Source organism: Nonomuraea sp. NPDC047897, assembly GCF_043204415.1.
Classification (GTDB): Bacteria; Actinomycetota; Actinomycetes; order Streptosporangiales; family Streptosporangiaceae; genus Nonomuraea.
Genome location: NZ_JBIDCC010000001.1, coordinates 85,123 through 100,399 on the forward strand (window position 1 = coordinate 85,123; position 15,277 = coordinate 100,399).

The 15,277-nt window shown below is 71.5% G+C and carries 15 protein-coding genes; 9 read left to right on the forward strand and 6 right to left on the reverse strand.

The features are described 5' to 3' along the window. Positions 1-4: 4 nt before the first annotated feature. From tsaB to tsaD, 3 genes are read left to right on the forward strand one after another with little or no spacing between them, the layout of a single operon-like run. A complete protein-coding gene (gene tsaB / locus ACGF0J_RS00425) occupies positions 5-649 on the forward strand; it encodes a tRNA (adenosine(37)-N6)-threonylcarbamoyltransferase complex dimerization subunit type 1 TsaB (protein ID WP_393140752.1) in 645 nt (214 codons plus the stop codon). Between the two features lie 11 nt (positions 650-660). After that, positions 661-1,092, forward strand: coding sequence for a ribosomal protein S18-alanine N-acetyltransferase (gene rimI, locus ACGF0J_RS00430; RefSeq protein ID WP_393140754.1), 432 nt, complete (start codon positions 661-663; stop codon positions 1,090-1,092). Continuing rightward, entirely contained in the window at positions 1,085-2,116 is a 1,032-nt protein-coding gene (tsaD, locus tag ACGF0J_RS00435) for a tRNA (adenosine(37)-N6)-threonylcarbamoyltransferase complex transferase subunit TsaD (protein ID WP_393140756.1), read from the forward strand. Before rimI ends, tsaD begins: the two co-directional genes overlap by 8 nt. A gap of 39 nt (positions 2,117-2,155) precedes the next feature. On the opposite strand, the gene ACGF0J_RS00440 is transcribed toward tsaD, so the two are convergent. The 4 genes from ACGF0J_RS00440 to ACGF0J_RS00455 all read right to left on the reverse strand — a co-directional run bounded on the left by ACGF0J_RS00440 (position 2,156) and on the right by ACGF0J_RS00455 (position 7,381). Next, positions 2,156-3,364, reverse strand: coding sequence for a hypothetical protein (locus ACGF0J_RS00440; protein WP_393140758.1), 1,209 nt, complete (start codon positions 3,362-3,364; stop codon positions 2,156-2,158). Beyond that, the gene (locus tag ACGF0J_RS00445; protein WP_393140760.1) at positions 3,361-3,885 is read right to left on the reverse strand and encodes a SigE family RNA polymerase sigma factor; all 525 of its coding nucleotides are present in this window, start codon (positions 3,883-3,885) and stop codon (positions 3,361-3,363) included. Before ACGF0J_RS00445 ends, ACGF0J_RS00440 begins: the two co-directional genes overlap by 4 nt. Positions 3,886-4,091: 206 nt before the next feature. Beyond that, positions 4,092-5,840: a hypothetical protein gene (locus tag ACGF0J_RS00450; RefSeq protein ID WP_393140763.1), complete on the reverse strand. Its 1,749-nt coding sequence runs from the start codon at positions 5,838-5,840 to the stop codon at positions 4,092-4,094. A 191-nt stretch (positions 5,841-6,031) separates the two neighbouring features. Next, the gene (locus ACGF0J_RS00455; protein WP_393140765.1) at positions 6,032-7,381 is read right to left on the reverse strand and encodes a methyltransferase domain-containing protein; all 1,350 of its coding nucleotides are present in this window, start codon (positions 7,379-7,381) and stop codon (positions 6,032-6,034) included. A 301-nt stretch (positions 7,382-7,682) separates the two neighbouring features. On the opposite strand from ACGF0J_RS00455, the gene groES reads away from it, so the two are divergent. From groES to ACGF0J_RS00480, 5 genes are all read left to right on the forward strand, one after another. Further along, positions 7,683-7,997, forward strand: coding sequence for a co-chaperone GroES (gene groES, locus ACGF0J_RS00460; protein WP_197093639.1), 315 nt, complete (start codon positions 7,683-7,685; stop codon positions 7,995-7,997). Between the two features lie 72 nt (positions 7,998-8,069). After that, a complete protein-coding gene (groL, locus tag ACGF0J_RS00465; RefSeq protein WP_393140767.1) occupies positions 8,070-9,689 on the forward strand; it encodes a chaperonin GroEL in 1,620 nt (539 codons plus the stop codon). 92 nt (positions 9,690-9,781) lie between these two features. Beyond that, positions 9,782-10,435, forward strand: coding sequence for a hypothetical protein (locus ACGF0J_RS00470; RefSeq protein ID WP_393140769.1), 654 nt, complete (start codon positions 9,782-9,784; stop codon positions 10,433-10,435). A gap of 298 nt (positions 10,436-10,733) precedes the next feature. Beyond that, positions 10,734-11,369: a sigma-70 family RNA polymerase sigma factor gene (locus tag ACGF0J_RS00475; RefSeq protein ID WP_393141818.1), complete on the forward strand. Its 636-nt coding sequence runs from the start codon at positions 10,734-10,736 to the stop codon at positions 11,367-11,369. After that, positions 11,366-11,731: a hypothetical protein gene (locus ACGF0J_RS00480; RefSeq protein WP_393140771.1), complete on the forward strand. Its 366-nt coding sequence runs from the start codon at positions 11,366-11,368 to the stop codon at positions 11,729-11,731. Before ACGF0J_RS00475 ends, ACGF0J_RS00480 begins: the two co-directional genes overlap by 4 nt. A gap of 217 nt (positions 11,732-11,948) precedes the next feature. On the opposite strand, the gene ACGF0J_RS00485 is transcribed toward ACGF0J_RS00480, so the two are convergent. Together ACGF0J_RS00485 and ACGF0J_RS00490 are read right to left on the reverse strand one after the other, a co-directional pair. Next, entirely contained in the window at positions 11,949-12,326 is a 378-nt protein-coding gene (locus ACGF0J_RS00485) for a DUF5319 domain-containing protein (RefSeq protein WP_185088231.1), read from the reverse strand. A 36-nt stretch (positions 12,327-12,362) separates the two neighbouring features. Beyond that, positions 12,363-13,376 (reverse strand): helix-turn-helix domain-containing protein, encoded by a 1,014-nt coding sequence (locus ACGF0J_RS00490; protein WP_393140773.1) that lies wholly within the window; start codon positions 13,374-13,376, stop codon positions 12,363-12,365. A gap of 419 nt (positions 13,377-13,795) precedes the next feature. On the opposite strand from ACGF0J_RS00490, the gene guaB reads away from it, so the two are divergent. Further along, positions 13,796-15,277: an IMP dehydrogenase gene (gene guaB, locus ACGF0J_RS00495; protein WP_393140775.1), complete on the forward strand. Its 1,482-nt coding sequence runs from the start codon at positions 13,796-13,798 to the stop codon at positions 15,275-15,277.

A 15,277-nucleotide genomic window follows, 5' to 3' on the forward strand; every position in this document is an offset into this window, starting at 1 on the left:
AGTCGTGCTGGTCCTGGCCTTTGATACCGCGACTCCCGCCGTCACCGCCGCCCTCCACGACGGTGGCCGAGTGCTCGCCGAATCGACCACGATCGACGCCCGGCGCCACGGTGAGCTGCTCGTGCCCACCGTCGAGACCGTGCTGAGCGAGGCCGGGGCGTCGCTGCGCGACGTCACCGCCGTCGTCGCGGGCAGCGGCCCCGGTCCCTACACGGGGCTGCGCGTGGGCCTGATGACCGCGCAGGCGCTCGCCACCACGCTCGGCGTCCCCGCGTACGGCATCTGCACGCTCGACGCCGTCGCCTACGGCAGCGGGCTGCCCGGCCCGTTCGTCGCCGCCACGGACGCCCGGCGCAAGGAGGTCTTCTGGGCCCGCTACGCCGACGCGCGCACCAGGGCCGACGGGCCGTTCGTCGACCGCCCCGCCGACGTGCCCGTCGAGGGGCTGCCCGTGGTGGGCGCGGGCGCCGCGCTCTACCCGGAGGTCCTGGGCGAGTCGAGCGCCCCGCCGTACCCGTACGCGGGATCGCTGGCCGCGCTGGCGGTCGAGCGGCTGGCGGCGGGCACGCCGCTCGACCCGCCGCGCCCGATCTACCTGCGCCGGCCCGACGCGGTGGCGCCCGGCGCGCCCAAGCGGGTGACGGCGTGATACTCCGGCAGATGACCGATACCGACCTGCCGGCGGTCATGGCGATCGAGCGGGCGACGTTCCCGCTCGACGCGTGGAGCGAGGGCATGATGCGCGGCGAACTGGCCGAGCAGCCGCGCACCCGGCACTACGTGGTCGCGGTCATCGACGGCGAGATCGTCGGCTACGCCGGCCTGGCCGCCGCGGCCGACCAGGCCGACGTGCAGACCATCGCCGTGCTGGAGGCCCACCAGCGCACCGGCATCGGCGGCGCCATGCTGGCGGAGCTGCTGGGCGAGGCGCGCAGACGCGGGGCACGCGAGGTTTTCCTGGAGGTCCGCTCCGACAACCCGCGGGCCCGCGCCGTTTACGAGCACTTCGGGTTCGAGGAGATCGGCACCCGCCGCCGCTACTACGACGACGGCACCGACGCGATCATGATGAGGAAGAAGCTGGATGGCTGACGCACCGCTGGTCCTGGGCATCGAGACCTCCTGCGACGAGACCGGTGTCGGCATCGTCCGCGGGCACACGCTGCTGGCCAACACGATCGCCTCCAGCATGGACGAGCACGCCCGCTTCGGCGGCGTGGTGCCCGAGGTGGCCTCCCGCGCCCATCTGGAGGCCATGACGCCGACCGTGGAGGCCGCGCTCGCCCAGGCGGGGCTCCGGTTCTCCGACATCGACGCCGTCGCCGTGACCGCCGGGCCGGGCCTGGCCGGGGCGCTGCTGGTGGGCGTCGCCGCGGCCAAGGCCTACGCCCTCGGCCTCGGTGTGCCGCTCTACGGCGTCAACCACCTGGCCGCCCACGTCGCAGTCGACCAGCTCGAACACGGCCCGCTGCCCAAGCCGTGCATCGCCATGCTGGTCTCGGGCGGCCACTCGTCGCTGCTGCTCGTCCCCGACGTGGCCAAGGACGTCATCTCGCTCGGGTCCACCGTGGACGACGCGGCGGGCGAGGCGTTCGACAAGGTGGCGCGGGTGCTCGGCCTGCCGTTCCCCGGCGGCCCGCACATCGACCGGGCGGCGGTCACCGGCTCCGGCACCGCCGTCTCCTTCCCCCGCGGCAAGATCGACGACGGCACGCTCGACTTCTCCTTCTCCGGGCTCAAGACGGCCGTGGCCCGCTGGGTGGAGGCGCGGCAGGCGGCCGGCGAGACGATCCACGTGCCCGATGTGGCCGCCTCGTTCCAGGAGGCCGTGGTCGACGTGCTGACCCGCAAGGCGCTGCAGGCGTGCAGGAAGTACGACGTGCACGACCTGCTCATCGGCGGCGGCGTGGCGGCCAACTCGCGGTTGCGCGCGCTGGCCCAGGAGCGGTGCGACGCGGCGGGCGTGCGGCTGCGCGTGCCCCGCCCCGGACTGTGCACCGACAACGGGGCCATGGTCGCCGCCCTGGGCTCCGACCTGGTGGCGGCCGGGATCACCCCGTCCGCGCTGGAGATCCCGGCCGACTCGTCGCTGCCGATCACGACCGTCCACGTCTGACGGGGCCGCCCAGGGGGCCAGGTGGGCGGTGCGGTGCCGTCAGAAGCCCGGAAGGACGATGTCGCCGCTCCAGCCCCGGAAGGTGTAGGCACGCAGCCTGCGCACGGCGCCCGTCGTGACGTCGAGGGCGTACGCCGTCTCCCCCAGGGTGGGCACGCGCCCCTCGACCGGCCTTCCCGTACGGCTGGCGGTCCAGGAGCGGTCGATGACGGCAGCCGAGACGACGACCTCCGTGGGGCTGCGCCAGCCGCCGATCCGCCACGACGGGAAGCGCTCGGCCTCGTCGCGGATCCTCACCCTGGACAGAATCCGTCCCGTCGTCGCGTCGACCGTGACGATCGTGTCGTCGGGTCGCGACTTCTGCGCACCGCCGGAGGTCAGCCCCGGCGTCCCGCCGGTCAGGTAGGCGACCCTCCGCCCGTCGGGCGCCAGTTCGCTCACCTGCCGTGCCACGTCCGCGGCGGCGAAGGGTCGCGCCTGCCCGTCGATCAGGAGGGCGTACCGGTCCTGTTCGTTCACGAGGACGACCGGGGAGCCGCCGTCGGGGACGCTGTGCACGTGCCATCCGGCGGGGATCTCGTGGACCCGACCGGCGTCCATGTCGACGACCGCGTCCAGCCCGCCGAAACCGTACAGGCCCAGGTGCCGGCCGTCGGGTGACAGTCGCAGCAGCCCGCCGTTGGTGACCATCGTCGCCCTGCTCACGGTCTGCGGCGCCAACCGGACGTCGCCCGACGCCAGGTCCCGGACGGCGAACCGCTGGTCCTTCTCGCTGTAGTAGGCGATTCGCCGGCCGTCGGGGGTGATGGCCACGGGAGCAGCGGTGTTCATGTAGTTCTGCTCGCTCTGGTCGGTGTAGAAGCTGAGCGCCTCGGGCATCCGGAAGTTCTGCCCGGTGCGGGTGACCACGTGCCACTGCACGCAGTCCTTGCCCGCGAACTCGCCCGTGTTCTTGCCGGGGGTCCACTTCACCCCGCACATGTCGTAGTAGGCGTAGGCGAGCGGATCCACCCCCGAGGTGGGCAGCACGTCGGTGACGCGGCCGCTGATCGTGCCCTGCTCGGCGCCGCCGAGGAGTCCGCCGGCGAGCACTGTCGCACCCAGTGCCACGGCGACCAGCGTCGCCAGCGCGGAGCCGTAGAGGCCGATCCGCCGCCTGCGCCTCGCGCCCCGCACCGCGCGCTCGGCGAGATCGACGGCGGGGGCCTGGCGGGCGAGCAGGTGCAGTTCGTCGCGCAGTCCGGTCATCGGGGCAGCTCCTGGGGATCGACGGCGTTGAGCAGATCGGCCAGTTCGGGGGCGAGGACGCGCAGCCGTCCCAGCGCGTGACTGGTCTGGCTCTTGACCGTGCCGCTGGAGCAGCCGAGCAGGGCGGCGGTCTCCTCGACGCTGCGGTCCTCGTAGTAGCGCAGTACCAGCACGGCGCGCTGGCGTGGGGTCAGCCGCATGAGCGCCTCCTGCAGCGCCAGACGGTGCAGGCTCTCGTCGCCGGAGTCCCGGCCGCGGTCCGGCGGACGTGCCGTAGGGGTCTCGTGCCGCCGGCGTAACCGCCTGCGCCACGACACGTGCTCGTTGATCAGCGCTCTACGGACGTACGCCTCCGGGTTGCCGTCCCCGGCGAGCCGGTGCCAGTGCCTGGCGGTCCGCATGAGCACGGTCTGCAGCAGGTCCTCGGCCTGGGAGGCGTTCCCGGTGAGCAGGTACGCGCTGCGCATCAGCGCCTGCTGGCGCGCGTGCACGAACTCCCTGAAGCCCTCGTATCGATCCATGCGTCTCCTCTCATCCCTCTGTCAACGCCACCTGGACCGACGGGGTTGGAACCGCGGGCGCTGCTGCCACGGTCGCATGCGCCGTGACGTGGCCCGCGCTGGCGAGGCGCGCCGTACCGGCGGCACGGCGCCGAGAGGCGATCTCGGGTTCGAGGACCCGGGGGATGACGAGGGTGATCGGCGAGCCGGCTGGTGGGCCGGCGGCGCTAGTCCTTGGGGCGGGTCGGGCGCAGGAGCGCCTCGGCCAGCGCCAGCATGGTCTCCTCCAGGGCGCCCAGGCGCTTGGTGAGGGTGGTCGTGGCCGGATGGACGATGCCCGTCACGGTCTGGGTCAGCTCGTCGCGGTCGGGCCGGGCCTGGACGGCCTCCGTGAGCGCGGCGGCGGCGGCGGTCAGGCGCTGGGCCTGCTCGGCGGTCTGCGCCGCCAGCCGCTCGTCCAGGCGCTCGCCGATGGCGAGCGTGGTGGGGAGCTGCCCGACGCGCTGGTTGACGGCCTCGACGCGGTCGTCGACGTTCTCCAACTGCTCGCCGGCCTGCTCGGCGCGGGCGGCCAGCTCGGTCAGGCGCCCCTCGACCCCGTCGAAGCGGGTGCCGACCGCGTCGAAGCGGCTGCGCAGGCTGCCGTCCACGGCGGTGAAGCGGCTCTCCAGACCGTTGTCGATCGTGGCGAGGCGGGCCGTCACCGTGCCGTCGACGGCGTCGACGCGGCTGGTCACGGTCTCGAACCCGGCCGCGAGCTTGGTGTCGACGGTGTTGAGGCGGCCGTTGACGGTGCTGTCGACCTGGTCGAAGCGGGTCGTCAGGTGCTCCTCCAGCTCGCCGATGCGCTCGTCCAGGGACTCCAGGTTGTTGTCGAGGTGGTTGAAGCGGCCCTCGTTGCGGGTGGCGGCCTCGGACAGGTGCTGGTCGGTCGCGGCCACCCGCTCGTCGAGCGCGGTGAACCGGCCGTCCATGCGCCCGTCGATCGCGCCGAGCCGGCCGTCGACGGCGACGACGCGCTGGTCCACGGACGTCAGCCGGGAGTCCACCGCCGCGATCCGGCCGTCGATGCCGTCAAGACGGCCGTCGAGGTCGGCGAAGCCCTCGCCGGTCGCCTCGATGCGGCCGTCGACGCCGTCGAGTCGCGACTCGATCGCGAGCAGCCGGCTGTCGAGCCGCCCGGTGACGCGCTGCTCGGTCTCCTGCAGGTGGCCGGTGAGCCGGTGCTCGGCGTCGTCGAGGCGCGTGGCGACATGCTGCCGGGTGGCCGCCAGCCGCTCGTCGAGCTGCGCGCCGACCAGCTCGGCGGTGGCGGACAGCCGGCTGTCGAGGCCCGCCGACAGCTCGGTGAGCACGCCTTCGACATGGTCGGTGCGGGAGGCCAGCTCGGCGATCGACTTGTCGAGCCGCGTGAACCGGCTCGCGGCCACCTCCATGCTGGAGTGCAGCTGCGACAGCGTGGCCGCGAAGTCGCCCATCCGCCGGGCGATGCCCTCGCTGCTGTCGAGCACGCTCTCCAGGCGTTTGAGCGTCTCCTCGACACCGCCGCCGATGGTCGACAGGTCGGCCCACATGGTGGGCAGCTCGCTGAGCGGGGCGACCCGCTGGGTGACCGACTCGACGCGGGCGTCGACGGTGCCGACCTGCTCGCCGACGGCGTCGACGTGGTCACGTACCGCCTCCACGTGCTGGGCGAGGCCCTCGGCCCACATCGGCGGCTTGGCCGCGATGTCGTCGAGGCGGCCGTTGACGGTCTCCAGCGTGCCGCTGAGCCCGCCCAGCTCGCGCTCGCGCACCTCGCGCAGCAGCCACTCCATCCCTTCGAGCCGCTGCCGGATCTCGTCGAGCACGGCGCCCTGGGTGCGCTGCTCGTACACGTGGTCCTGGGCGACGCGTGCCAGCAGTTCGCGCATCCTGTCGGGAACGTTGAGGTGCCCGCCTGACTGGAGAAGGGTGGTGTGGCTGGAATGATCCACCGAAAGCTCCTTCGCTCGCCGACGGTCTGCCGCGCAGCGGTGGGGTAGGTCCGGTTTTCAGATGAAAAGGAGGGCGCGGTGAGCCGCTGCGGGGGGAGAACTCACGCCCGCACACCTTAGCCTCTGGATCAAGGTCCGTCAGGGTCGATGGAAAATATCGGGGTTATTGTGGTATCGCCCTGGTTTGTCATTTACGCAGGTGGGGTGGGGTGGCAAATGAGGGCCGACGGTTTGTCCAGGACGCGGGTGAGAATGACCACGCCGGATTTATCGCCCGAAAGTCGCAGATCTGCGCGGAGCCGTTCGATGTCGACGGCCGAGGCGCGCTTCTTGATGGTCACATTCCCGATGTGCCGCTCACGCAGGGCCGCGCGCAGCCGCTTCAGCGAGAACGGCAGCGCCTCGGCCACCTCGTAACGCGCGGCCCAGGGGGTGTCGACCGGCTCGTCGCCGGTGATGTAAGCGATCATCGGGTCGGGCAGCCGCCCGCCGACCAGCTCGGCCACCTCGCCCACCAGATGCGCCCGGATCGCCGCCCCGTCGGGCTCGTAGACGTAGCGGCCCAGCGGCCCCACGGGAGCGGCGGCGCCGGTGGCCGCGAGCGTGTGCCCGCCGGGCAGCAGCGTGGCCCGCCGCGCCACGGGGCCTGAGGCGCCTGAGGCGCCTGAGGCGCCTGAGGCGCCGGACGCGCCGGACGCGCCGGACGCGATCCACAGGGACGCCTCCTTGACCTCCCCCCTGACGGACACCCACTCGGCCTCGGCGCCGTCGGGGATGAACGCGTACGGGATGCCCGGCGCGACCTTCAGGCAGGCTCGCCGGGACCGGGCCACGAGGTCGAGGACGACCGGCCACGGCGGGGAGTAGGCGAGCGGATCGAACGTGCGGCCCCGCGCCCCGCGCCGTGCCGGGTCGGCGAACAGCACGTCGTGATCCTCCGGCCGCACCGAGGCGGCGTCGGCCACCCGCACCGTGATCCGGTCGGCGAGCCCGAGCGCCTCGGCGTTGGCCCTGGCGACGGCGACGGTCAGCGGGTCGGCGTCCACGGCGTCCACGACGCAACCCGCCCGTGCCAGCGCCAGGAAGTCACCCCCGACCCCGCAGCAGACGTCCACCACCCGCAGCCCGCCCGCTGAGGCCGGGGCCACGTCCCGAGCGGGAGCCATGTCGGGAGCCGGAGCCATGTCGGGAGTGGGAGCCATGTCGGGGGCCGTGTTTGGGGCCGGGAGCGTGTCTGGGGCCGGGGCCGGGAGGGCGCAGCCGGTGAGGCGGCGCGCCCGGTGGGCGGCGACGTCGGCGCGGGTGGCCTGCTCAAGCCCGTGCGGTGTGAAGAACATCAGCTCGGCGTCGGCCCCGAACTTGGCCCGCGCCCGCTCCCTGAGCGCCGTCTGGGTGAGCGCCGCCGACACGAGCGCGGCGTCGTAGGTCCTGCGCAGCCGGGTCGCCGCCGCCACCGGATCGGCGCCGCGCAGCTCCCGCGCCTCCTCCAGAGCGCGCCGGCCGCGCGAGGTCAGCAGCTCGGTGAAGGCGTCGAGGTCCACGCCGTACGACGTTAGCGCCTCGCCCCCGGTACGGGCGCCGCCGGAGGGGGTGACCGCCCTCCGGAGGTGGCCAGGACGAACCCGGTCGAAGGCCCCGCCTGCCTCGCCAAATGGGCATGTCTCGGTCCTGATCGCTCTGAGCAGACGCGTTCGTGTTGACTGTCAAGCCCCTCTTGCATATGTTTCCTGTTGGCACTCTCCCCTTGAGAGTGCCAACGTGCGACGAGGCAGGTCTGGCACCCGCGACGGCAGGCCCCGCTGGTCGCCTCTTCTGATCATTCAAATCTGAAGGGGAGGTCCGATCGTGACGACCGCCACCAAGGTTCCCGTTAAGCCGCTCGGCGACCGCATTGTGGTGCAGCCGCTCGAGGCAGAGCAGACCACCGCTTCCGGCCTGGTCATTCCTGACACCGCCAAGGAGAAGCCGCAGGAGGGCAAGGTCCTCGCGGTGGGCCCGGGCAACTGGGACGAGGACGGCGACAAGCGCATCCCGCTCGACGTGAGCGAGGGCGACATCGTTCTCTACAGCAAGTACGGCGGCACCGAGGTCAAGTACGGCGGCGAGGAGTACCTCGTGCTCTCCGCCCGCGACGTTCTCGCGATCATCGAGAAGTAAGCCGGTCGTGTCGGGCCCCGGGCGCTCTCTTGCGGCCGGGGCCTTCGACACCAGGAGAGGACTTTCAGCAAAATGGCGAAGATCCTGGAGTTCGACGAGGACGCCCGGCGCGCGCTCGAGCGTGGCGTCAACGCCCTCGCGGATGCCGTGAAGGTTACCCTCGGCCCGCGTGGCCGCAACGTCGTCATCGACAAGAAGTTCGGTGCTCCGACGATTACGAACGACGGCGTGACCATCGCTCGTGAGATCGAGCTGGAGGAGCGCTACGAGAACCTCGGCGCCCAGCTCGCCAAGGAAGTGGCCACCAAGACCAACGACATCGCGGGTGACGGCACGACCACCGCGACCGTCCTGGCCCAGGCCATGGTCCGTGAGGGCCTGCGCAACGTGGCGGCCGGCGCCTCGCCGCTGTCGCTCAAGCGCGGCATCGACAAGGCGGCCAAGGAGATCAGCGACAAGCTGCTCGCCAGCGCCCGCCCGGTCGAGGACAAGAAGGAGATCGCGAACGTCGCGACCATCTCCGCCCAGGACGCCAAGATCGGCGACCTGATCGCCGAGGCGTTCGACAAGGTCGGCAAGGACGGCGTCCTGACGGTCGAAGAGTCCAACGCCATGGGCATGGAGCTCGAGTTCACCGAGGGCCTCCAGTTCGACAAGGGCTACCTGTCGGCCTACATGGTCACCGACCCCGAGCGCATGGAGTCCGTCCTCGAGGACGCCTACATCCTGCTCACCCAGGGCAAGGTCTCCTCGATCGCCGACTTCCTGCCGCTGCTGGAGAAGGTCGCGCAGACCAAGAAGCCGCTGCTCGTGGTCGCCGAGGACGTCGAGGGCGAGGCCCTGGCCGTCCTGGTCACCAACAAGATCCGCGGCACGTTCACCTCCGTCGCCGTCAAGGCGCCGGGCTTCGGTGACCGCCGCAAGGCGATGCTGCAGGACATGGCGATCCTCACCGGCGGCCAGGTCGTCAGCGAGGAGATCGGCCTCAAGCTGGAGAACGTCGGTCTCGAGGTTCTCGGCCAGGCCCGCCGCGTCGTCGTCACCAAGGACGCCACGACCATCGTCGACGGCGCCGGTGACGCGCAGGCCATCGAGGACCGCGTCAAGGAGATCAAGATTGCCATCGAGCAGTCCGACTCCGACTGGGACCGCGAGAAGCTGCAGGAGCGCCTGGCCAAGCTCGCCGGTGGCGTCTGCGTGCTGCGTGTCGGCGCCGCCACCGAGGTGGAGCTGAAGGAGAAGAAGCACCGCCTCGAGGACGCGATCTCCGCGACGCGCGCCGCGATCGAGGAGGGCATCGTCTCCGGCGGTGGCTCGGCCCTGATCCACGTCTCCAAGGAGCTCGACGACCTCGGCCTCACGGGCGACGAGGCCACGGGCGTCGGCGTCGTGCGCCGCGCGCTGGTGGAGCCGGCCCGCTGGATCGCCGAGAACGCCGGCCTTGAGGGCTACGTGGTCACCCACAAGGTCGCCGAGCTGCAGACCGGCCACGGCTTCAACGCGGCGACGGGCGAGTACGGCGACCTCATCGGTCAGGGCGTCATCGACCCGGTCAAGGTCACCCGCTCCGCGGTGCAGAACGCCGCCTCGATCGCGGGCATGCTGCTCACGACCGAGGCCCTCGTGGTGGACAAGCCCGAGGAGGAGGCTCCGGCCGCCGGCCAGGGCCACGGCCACGGTCACGGCCACTGACCCCAGCACCACCGCACGGCCCGTCCCGCTCCGGGGCGGGCCGTTCGCATGGCCGGGCACCTGCGCGGGTTGCGACGTGGCACACTCGGCGGGTGGATCGGGACGTGGCGTCGGCGGTGACGCGGCTGCGGGAGGTGTTCGCCCGGTATCCTCGGCGTCCCGTGCTGGAGGGCTGCCCGCACTGCCGGGGCCGGGTGCCGGTGGACGAGGAGCACCTGTTCGAGCTGTCGATGCGACTGGGCGGCACGGTTGGGACTCTCGACGACATCAAGGCGCTGCTGCCGCTGCTCGCGGAGCGGCTCGTCACGGGGCACGAGCTGTTCCCGGCGACCGTCCTCGGCCTGCTGGCGCGTGAAGGGCTGGCGCACTGGCCGGACGCCGAACGTGATGCGGTCGAGGACTGGCTCATGGCGGTCTGGCGGTCGATGCTCGCCGGGTTCCCGGCGCGGGTGGGCGGGTTCGGGGACGTGGCCGACTTCCTGGACGACGTCGCCCGCCTCATGGATCCGGGGCCGTTCCTCGACACCTGGGACGGGCTGCGTTCCCTGGAGGTGGACCGGCACCTGGCCGGCCTGGTGGCCGCGTGGGCGCGCGGGGCGCGGCTGCCCGCCGCGGCGCTCGCCTGGCTGGGGCGCGACGCGGTGCGCGACCGGCTGCACGCGGCGTTCGAGCGCGATCACGACACCGTCTGGGCGGGTGACCTGGCGGTGGCTTACGACCTTCTCGCCGTCCGTCCCTGTCGATGAAGCGCGCCTTGGGCCGACCCGTAAAGCGCTTGTCGGGCGCCAATGTTGTGTGACGTGGTACCTATGACTCCCAGACCGCCAGAGGATATGGAATGGTGACTTATCCCAAGTAAACCGTTCCTGTAAGCGAAGCGTCGGCCCAACTGACAAATGTCGCGTCATTTCGTCTAATGGGTGAAATATAGTGCCGCCATGAAAGGCTTAGTGTCGCCGTTCGATTACTGGCCGTTATCGTCGCGTCAATGTGACCAATCCGTAGCCGTTCGCGATGACGACAGGCAGGACCAGTACGGGCATCATGCCTAACGTGAGCGAGGGAAGCGTCGCCGACGCCAAAATTGGGGTAAGGCTCGCGTCGAGACTTCCGGCACGAACGGATGACTCCGACCTAAGAGAACTGACGAGTCTCGCCGTGCAGGGTGATCGCAGCGCGATCGAATCCCTGCTGGGCGAGTTGCGTCCGATGGTGGTGCGGTATTGCCGTGCCCGGCTGGGCCGGGTTTCCGGGCAATATCACATTGCCGATGACGTGGCCCAGGAGGTCTGCATCGCGGTGTTGTCCGCGCTGCCCCGCTACCGTGACATGGGCCGTCCGTTCGCCTCGTTCGTCTTCGGGATCGCCTCGCACAAGGTCGCCGACGCGCTGCGCAGCTCGGTTCGTTCGGCCGTGCCGACCCAGGATCTGCCCGACGGGCCCGACGACGGGCCCGGGCCCGAGGAGACCGTGGTCCGCTACATCGAGGTGGAGCACGCCCGCAGGCTGCTCGCCCGGCTCCCGGAGCACCAGCGCGAGTTGCTGCTGTTGCGGGTGGTGTCGGGGCTGTCGGCTGAGGAGACCGGTAATGTACTCGGCATGTCACCAGGTGCGGTTCGGGTCGCCCAGCACCGGGCGCTCGCGAGGTTACGGCAGATGGCCGAGCTGGAGTCGGCTTGACGCCGGAGGAGCAGAGCGACGCCCTCCTTGACGCGCTGTCCCGCGGTGAGCCGCCGTGCGACGCCGATCCCGCCGCCTGGCTGCTCGCCGCCCTGCGCCGCGACGTTTCAAGCCGCGACGTTTCAAGCCGCGACGTTTCAAACGGCCACCGGGCTGGAGGCGAGGGCGCATCCCCGACCGCGTCCTCGACCGATGCGCCGGCCGGGGGGGAGGGCGCATCCTCGACCGATGCGCGGGCTTGGGGGGAGGGTGTGTTTCGGGCCGACGCGCGGGCCAGGCGCGACGGCGTGCCGCCGGGAGACGTCAGGGCCCTGTGCGGCAGCGCGAAGGGGAGCGGCGGCGACCATCTGAGCGACGGCTGAGCCGCCGGGGGGCGGCGAAGTGCCCGCAAGCGGCAGGGTTTTCAGCTTCGCGGGCGGCGGGGTTTCGAGCTCCGCGGGGGCAGGGTTTTCAGCTCCGCAAGCGGCGGGGTTTCGAGCTCCGCAAGCGGCAGGGTTTCCAGTTTCGCGGGCGGCGGGTTTTCAGCTCCGCAAGCGGCAGGGTCTCCGGTGGAGGCGGCACCGGCACGACGGCAGTGGGTCAGTGGCGTTCTTCGGTGTCGATGACACCGTCGACATAACCCCGGGCGTACTCCCAGGTGACGTAGTCGGCGGGGTCCGGCTGGAACGCCGGCTCATGCACCTGTGGCTGACCCTTCTCGATCATCTGGCGGAGGTTGCCGCGCAGCAGCTCCCAGTCGAAGAAGTGCTGTTCGCCGCATTCGGGGCAGTCGAGCACCAGACCGAGCACCCCCTGCGGCTCCAACAGGGAGCGAAAGACCTCGACGTCGGCGAGGTCGGTGATGGCCTCGTCACGCTCGGCCGCGGTGAGCGGCTCGGCGTCGTCGAGCTCACCCATCGCCGCCGACGGGTCGTTCGGGTCGTCCGCGAACGGATCGCGGGGGACGTCTTCCAACACCTTCCCACCATATGACCGATGCGGCCTCAGCGGTGCTCAATGGGTGAGCCATCCGCGCCGGGCCGCCTCCACCCCCGCATGGAAGCGTGACTGGGCCCCCAGCCTGGCCATCGCGTCGGCGAACCGCGCGCGGACCGTGCGCACCGAGACGCCGAGGTGGCGGGCGATCGACTCGTCGCACATGCCCTGGGCCGCGAGCCGGAGCACCTGCACCGCACCGTCGCCGCGGCCCTGCCACGGCACGGGCACGGCCCGGCCCCACAGCTCCTCGAACAGGGAGCCGAGCACGCCGACCACGATCGGGGTGCGTACGAGATAGAAGTTGTAGGCGTGGTCCGGCAGGTTGCCGCCCCACAGCGCGGGCAGCCCGGCCGCCTCCGGACCCGCGGTCATGAACCAGCTCGGCACCCGGTCGAGGGTCCGCACCCGGCCGCCCGTGTCCTGCAGGCGGGTCACCTGGTCGCGCACGCCGGACAGCGGCAGAGAGTCCACCGGGATGACCGCGCGCACCTCCAGCAGCCCGCGCCGCTGCGCGTCGATCCACGGGTCGGCGAACTTCCGCACGAAGTCCGTCATGGTGCGCTCGTCGGGGATGGCGGTCAGCAGGGTCATCGGCGGCGCCTGCACGGCCATGCCGATCACGCTCTCGTACAGCACGTCGGCCCCGCTGGCCAGCTCCACCGGGAACGGCCCGCTCTGGTAGTCGCGCCCGGCGTCGTAGTCGCGGATCAGGCCGCGGATCGAGCCGAGCGCCGAGTCGATGCGCCGGCTCTCCTCGGCCAGCCGGTCGAGCCGCTCGGCGATCAGCCGGCCCAGCGCGCCGGCGGGGTGCCGGGCGAGGTACTCGCCCGACTGCTCGTCCACCACCCCCAGCTTGACCAGGTCGTCGAGCTGTCTGCTCACCGTGTCGGCCGGGCCGCCCATGGCCTCGGCCACCTCCGCCAGCGTGGCCCGGTGCAGGCGCAGCACCGCGGTGTAGAGGGCCGACCAGGCCGGATCGAGGCCCAGCGTCTCGAAAGGTGAGGACGCCGGGGGTGACTCGTTGCGCATCTCAGGGAGCTCCGTACGGGGGACACGGGCGTGTCGCGAGGATAACGCGGTGGTCGGCACCTGTCCGCCCCTTACGCCGACTCGCGGGCGGTCTCTGCAACTTCGTGCAGTTGCAGGTTTGCACATTGCCGTCCGGCGCGGGGGTCCCTCACGCTGGGTGGAGAGTCGGCATACATCGGGCCACGGCTGTGCGGAGCCATCAGGACGCGGAGGGGGGTTCGGTGGCGCCACGCGCTCACGCGCCCGGATGCCGGTGTGGCCGGGGGGCGGGACGGATCACCGATGTCCCGTCCCTCGGCTCTTGCGATGCCGGGAGTACGACGGGCCGTGGGGGTCATCGTCCTCCCGGCATCGGTCCTGTTTGGAGCCAGGCCCTAGACTTGTCTGCGATAAGCGCAACGGCAGGAGGGGGCCGCAGCATGTCCAAGTTCACCGAGACAGGTCTGACATTCGACGACGTGCTGCTCGTGCCCGCGTACTCGGACCTCCAACCCGGTGAGGCGGACACCCGTACCCGGCTGTCGCGGGGCATCACACTGTCCATCCCGCTGGTCTCCGCGGCCATGGACACCGTCACCGAGGCCCGCATGGCCGTCTCCATGGCCCGCCAGGGCGGCATCGGCATCCTGCACCGTAACCTGTCGATCGACGAGCAGGCCCAGCAGGTCGACCTGGTCAAGAGGTCCGAGGCCGGCATGGTCACCAACCCGGTCACCTGCACCCCCGACGACACGCTGGCCGACGTCGAGCGGCTGTGCGCCACCTACCGGATCTCCGGGGTGCCGGTGACGGCCGTCGACGGCACCCTCGTCGGCATCGTGACCAACCGTGACATGCGCTTCGAGACCGACCATTCACGCCCGGTGCGCGAGGTCATGACCCCGATGCCGCTGGTCACCGCGCCGGTGGGGGTCTCGCGCGACGAGGCGTTCACGCTGCTGCGCAAGAACAAGATCGAGAAGCTTCCGCTGGTGGACCCCGACGGCCGGCTGCGCGGCCTGATCACGGTCAAGGACTTCACCAAGAGCGAGCAGTACCCCCTCGCCACCAAGGACCCCGACGGCCGCCTGGTGGTCGGCGCGGCCGTCGGCGTCGGCGGCGACGCCGAGCTGCGCGCCAAGGCGCTGATCGAGGCGGGCGTGGACGTCGTCGTCGTGGACGTCGCGCACGGCCACTCCAAGGGCCTCGCCGACATGATCGCCAAAGTCAAGGCCAACAGCAAGGTCGACGTCATCGGTGGCAACATCGCGACCAGGGCCGGCGCGCAGATGCTGGTCGACGCGGGCGCCGACGCGGTCAAGGTCGGCGTGGGCCCCGGCTCCATCTGCACCACCCGCGTGGTGGCCGGCGTGGGCGCGCCGCAGGTGACCGCCATCCACGAGGCGTCGCTGGCCTGTGGGCCCGCCGGTGTGCCGGTGGTCGGCGACGGCGGTCTGCAGTACTCCGGTGACATCGTCAAGGCCATCGCCGCGGGCGCCGACACGGTCATGCTCGGGTCGCTGCTGGCGGGCTGCGAGGAATCGCCCGGCGAACTGATCTTCATCAACGGCAAGCAGTTCAAGTCCTACCGGGGCATGGGCTCGCTGGGGGCCGTGCGCAACCGCGAGCGCGGCGGCGCCTCGTTCAGCAAGGACCGCTACGCGCAGGCCGACGTCGGTGGCGAGGACAAGTACATCCCGGAGGGCATCGAGGGCCAGGTGCCCTACCGCGGTCCGGTCGCGGCCGTCGCCCACCAGCTCGTCGGCGGGCTCCGCCAGGGCATGTGGTACTCCGGTTGCCGCACCATCGAGCAGATGCACACCGACTGCCAGCTCATGCCGATCACGTCGGCGGGGCTGAAGGAGAGCCACCCCCACGACATCCAGATGACCGTGGAAGCCCCGAACTATCACAGAAGGTAA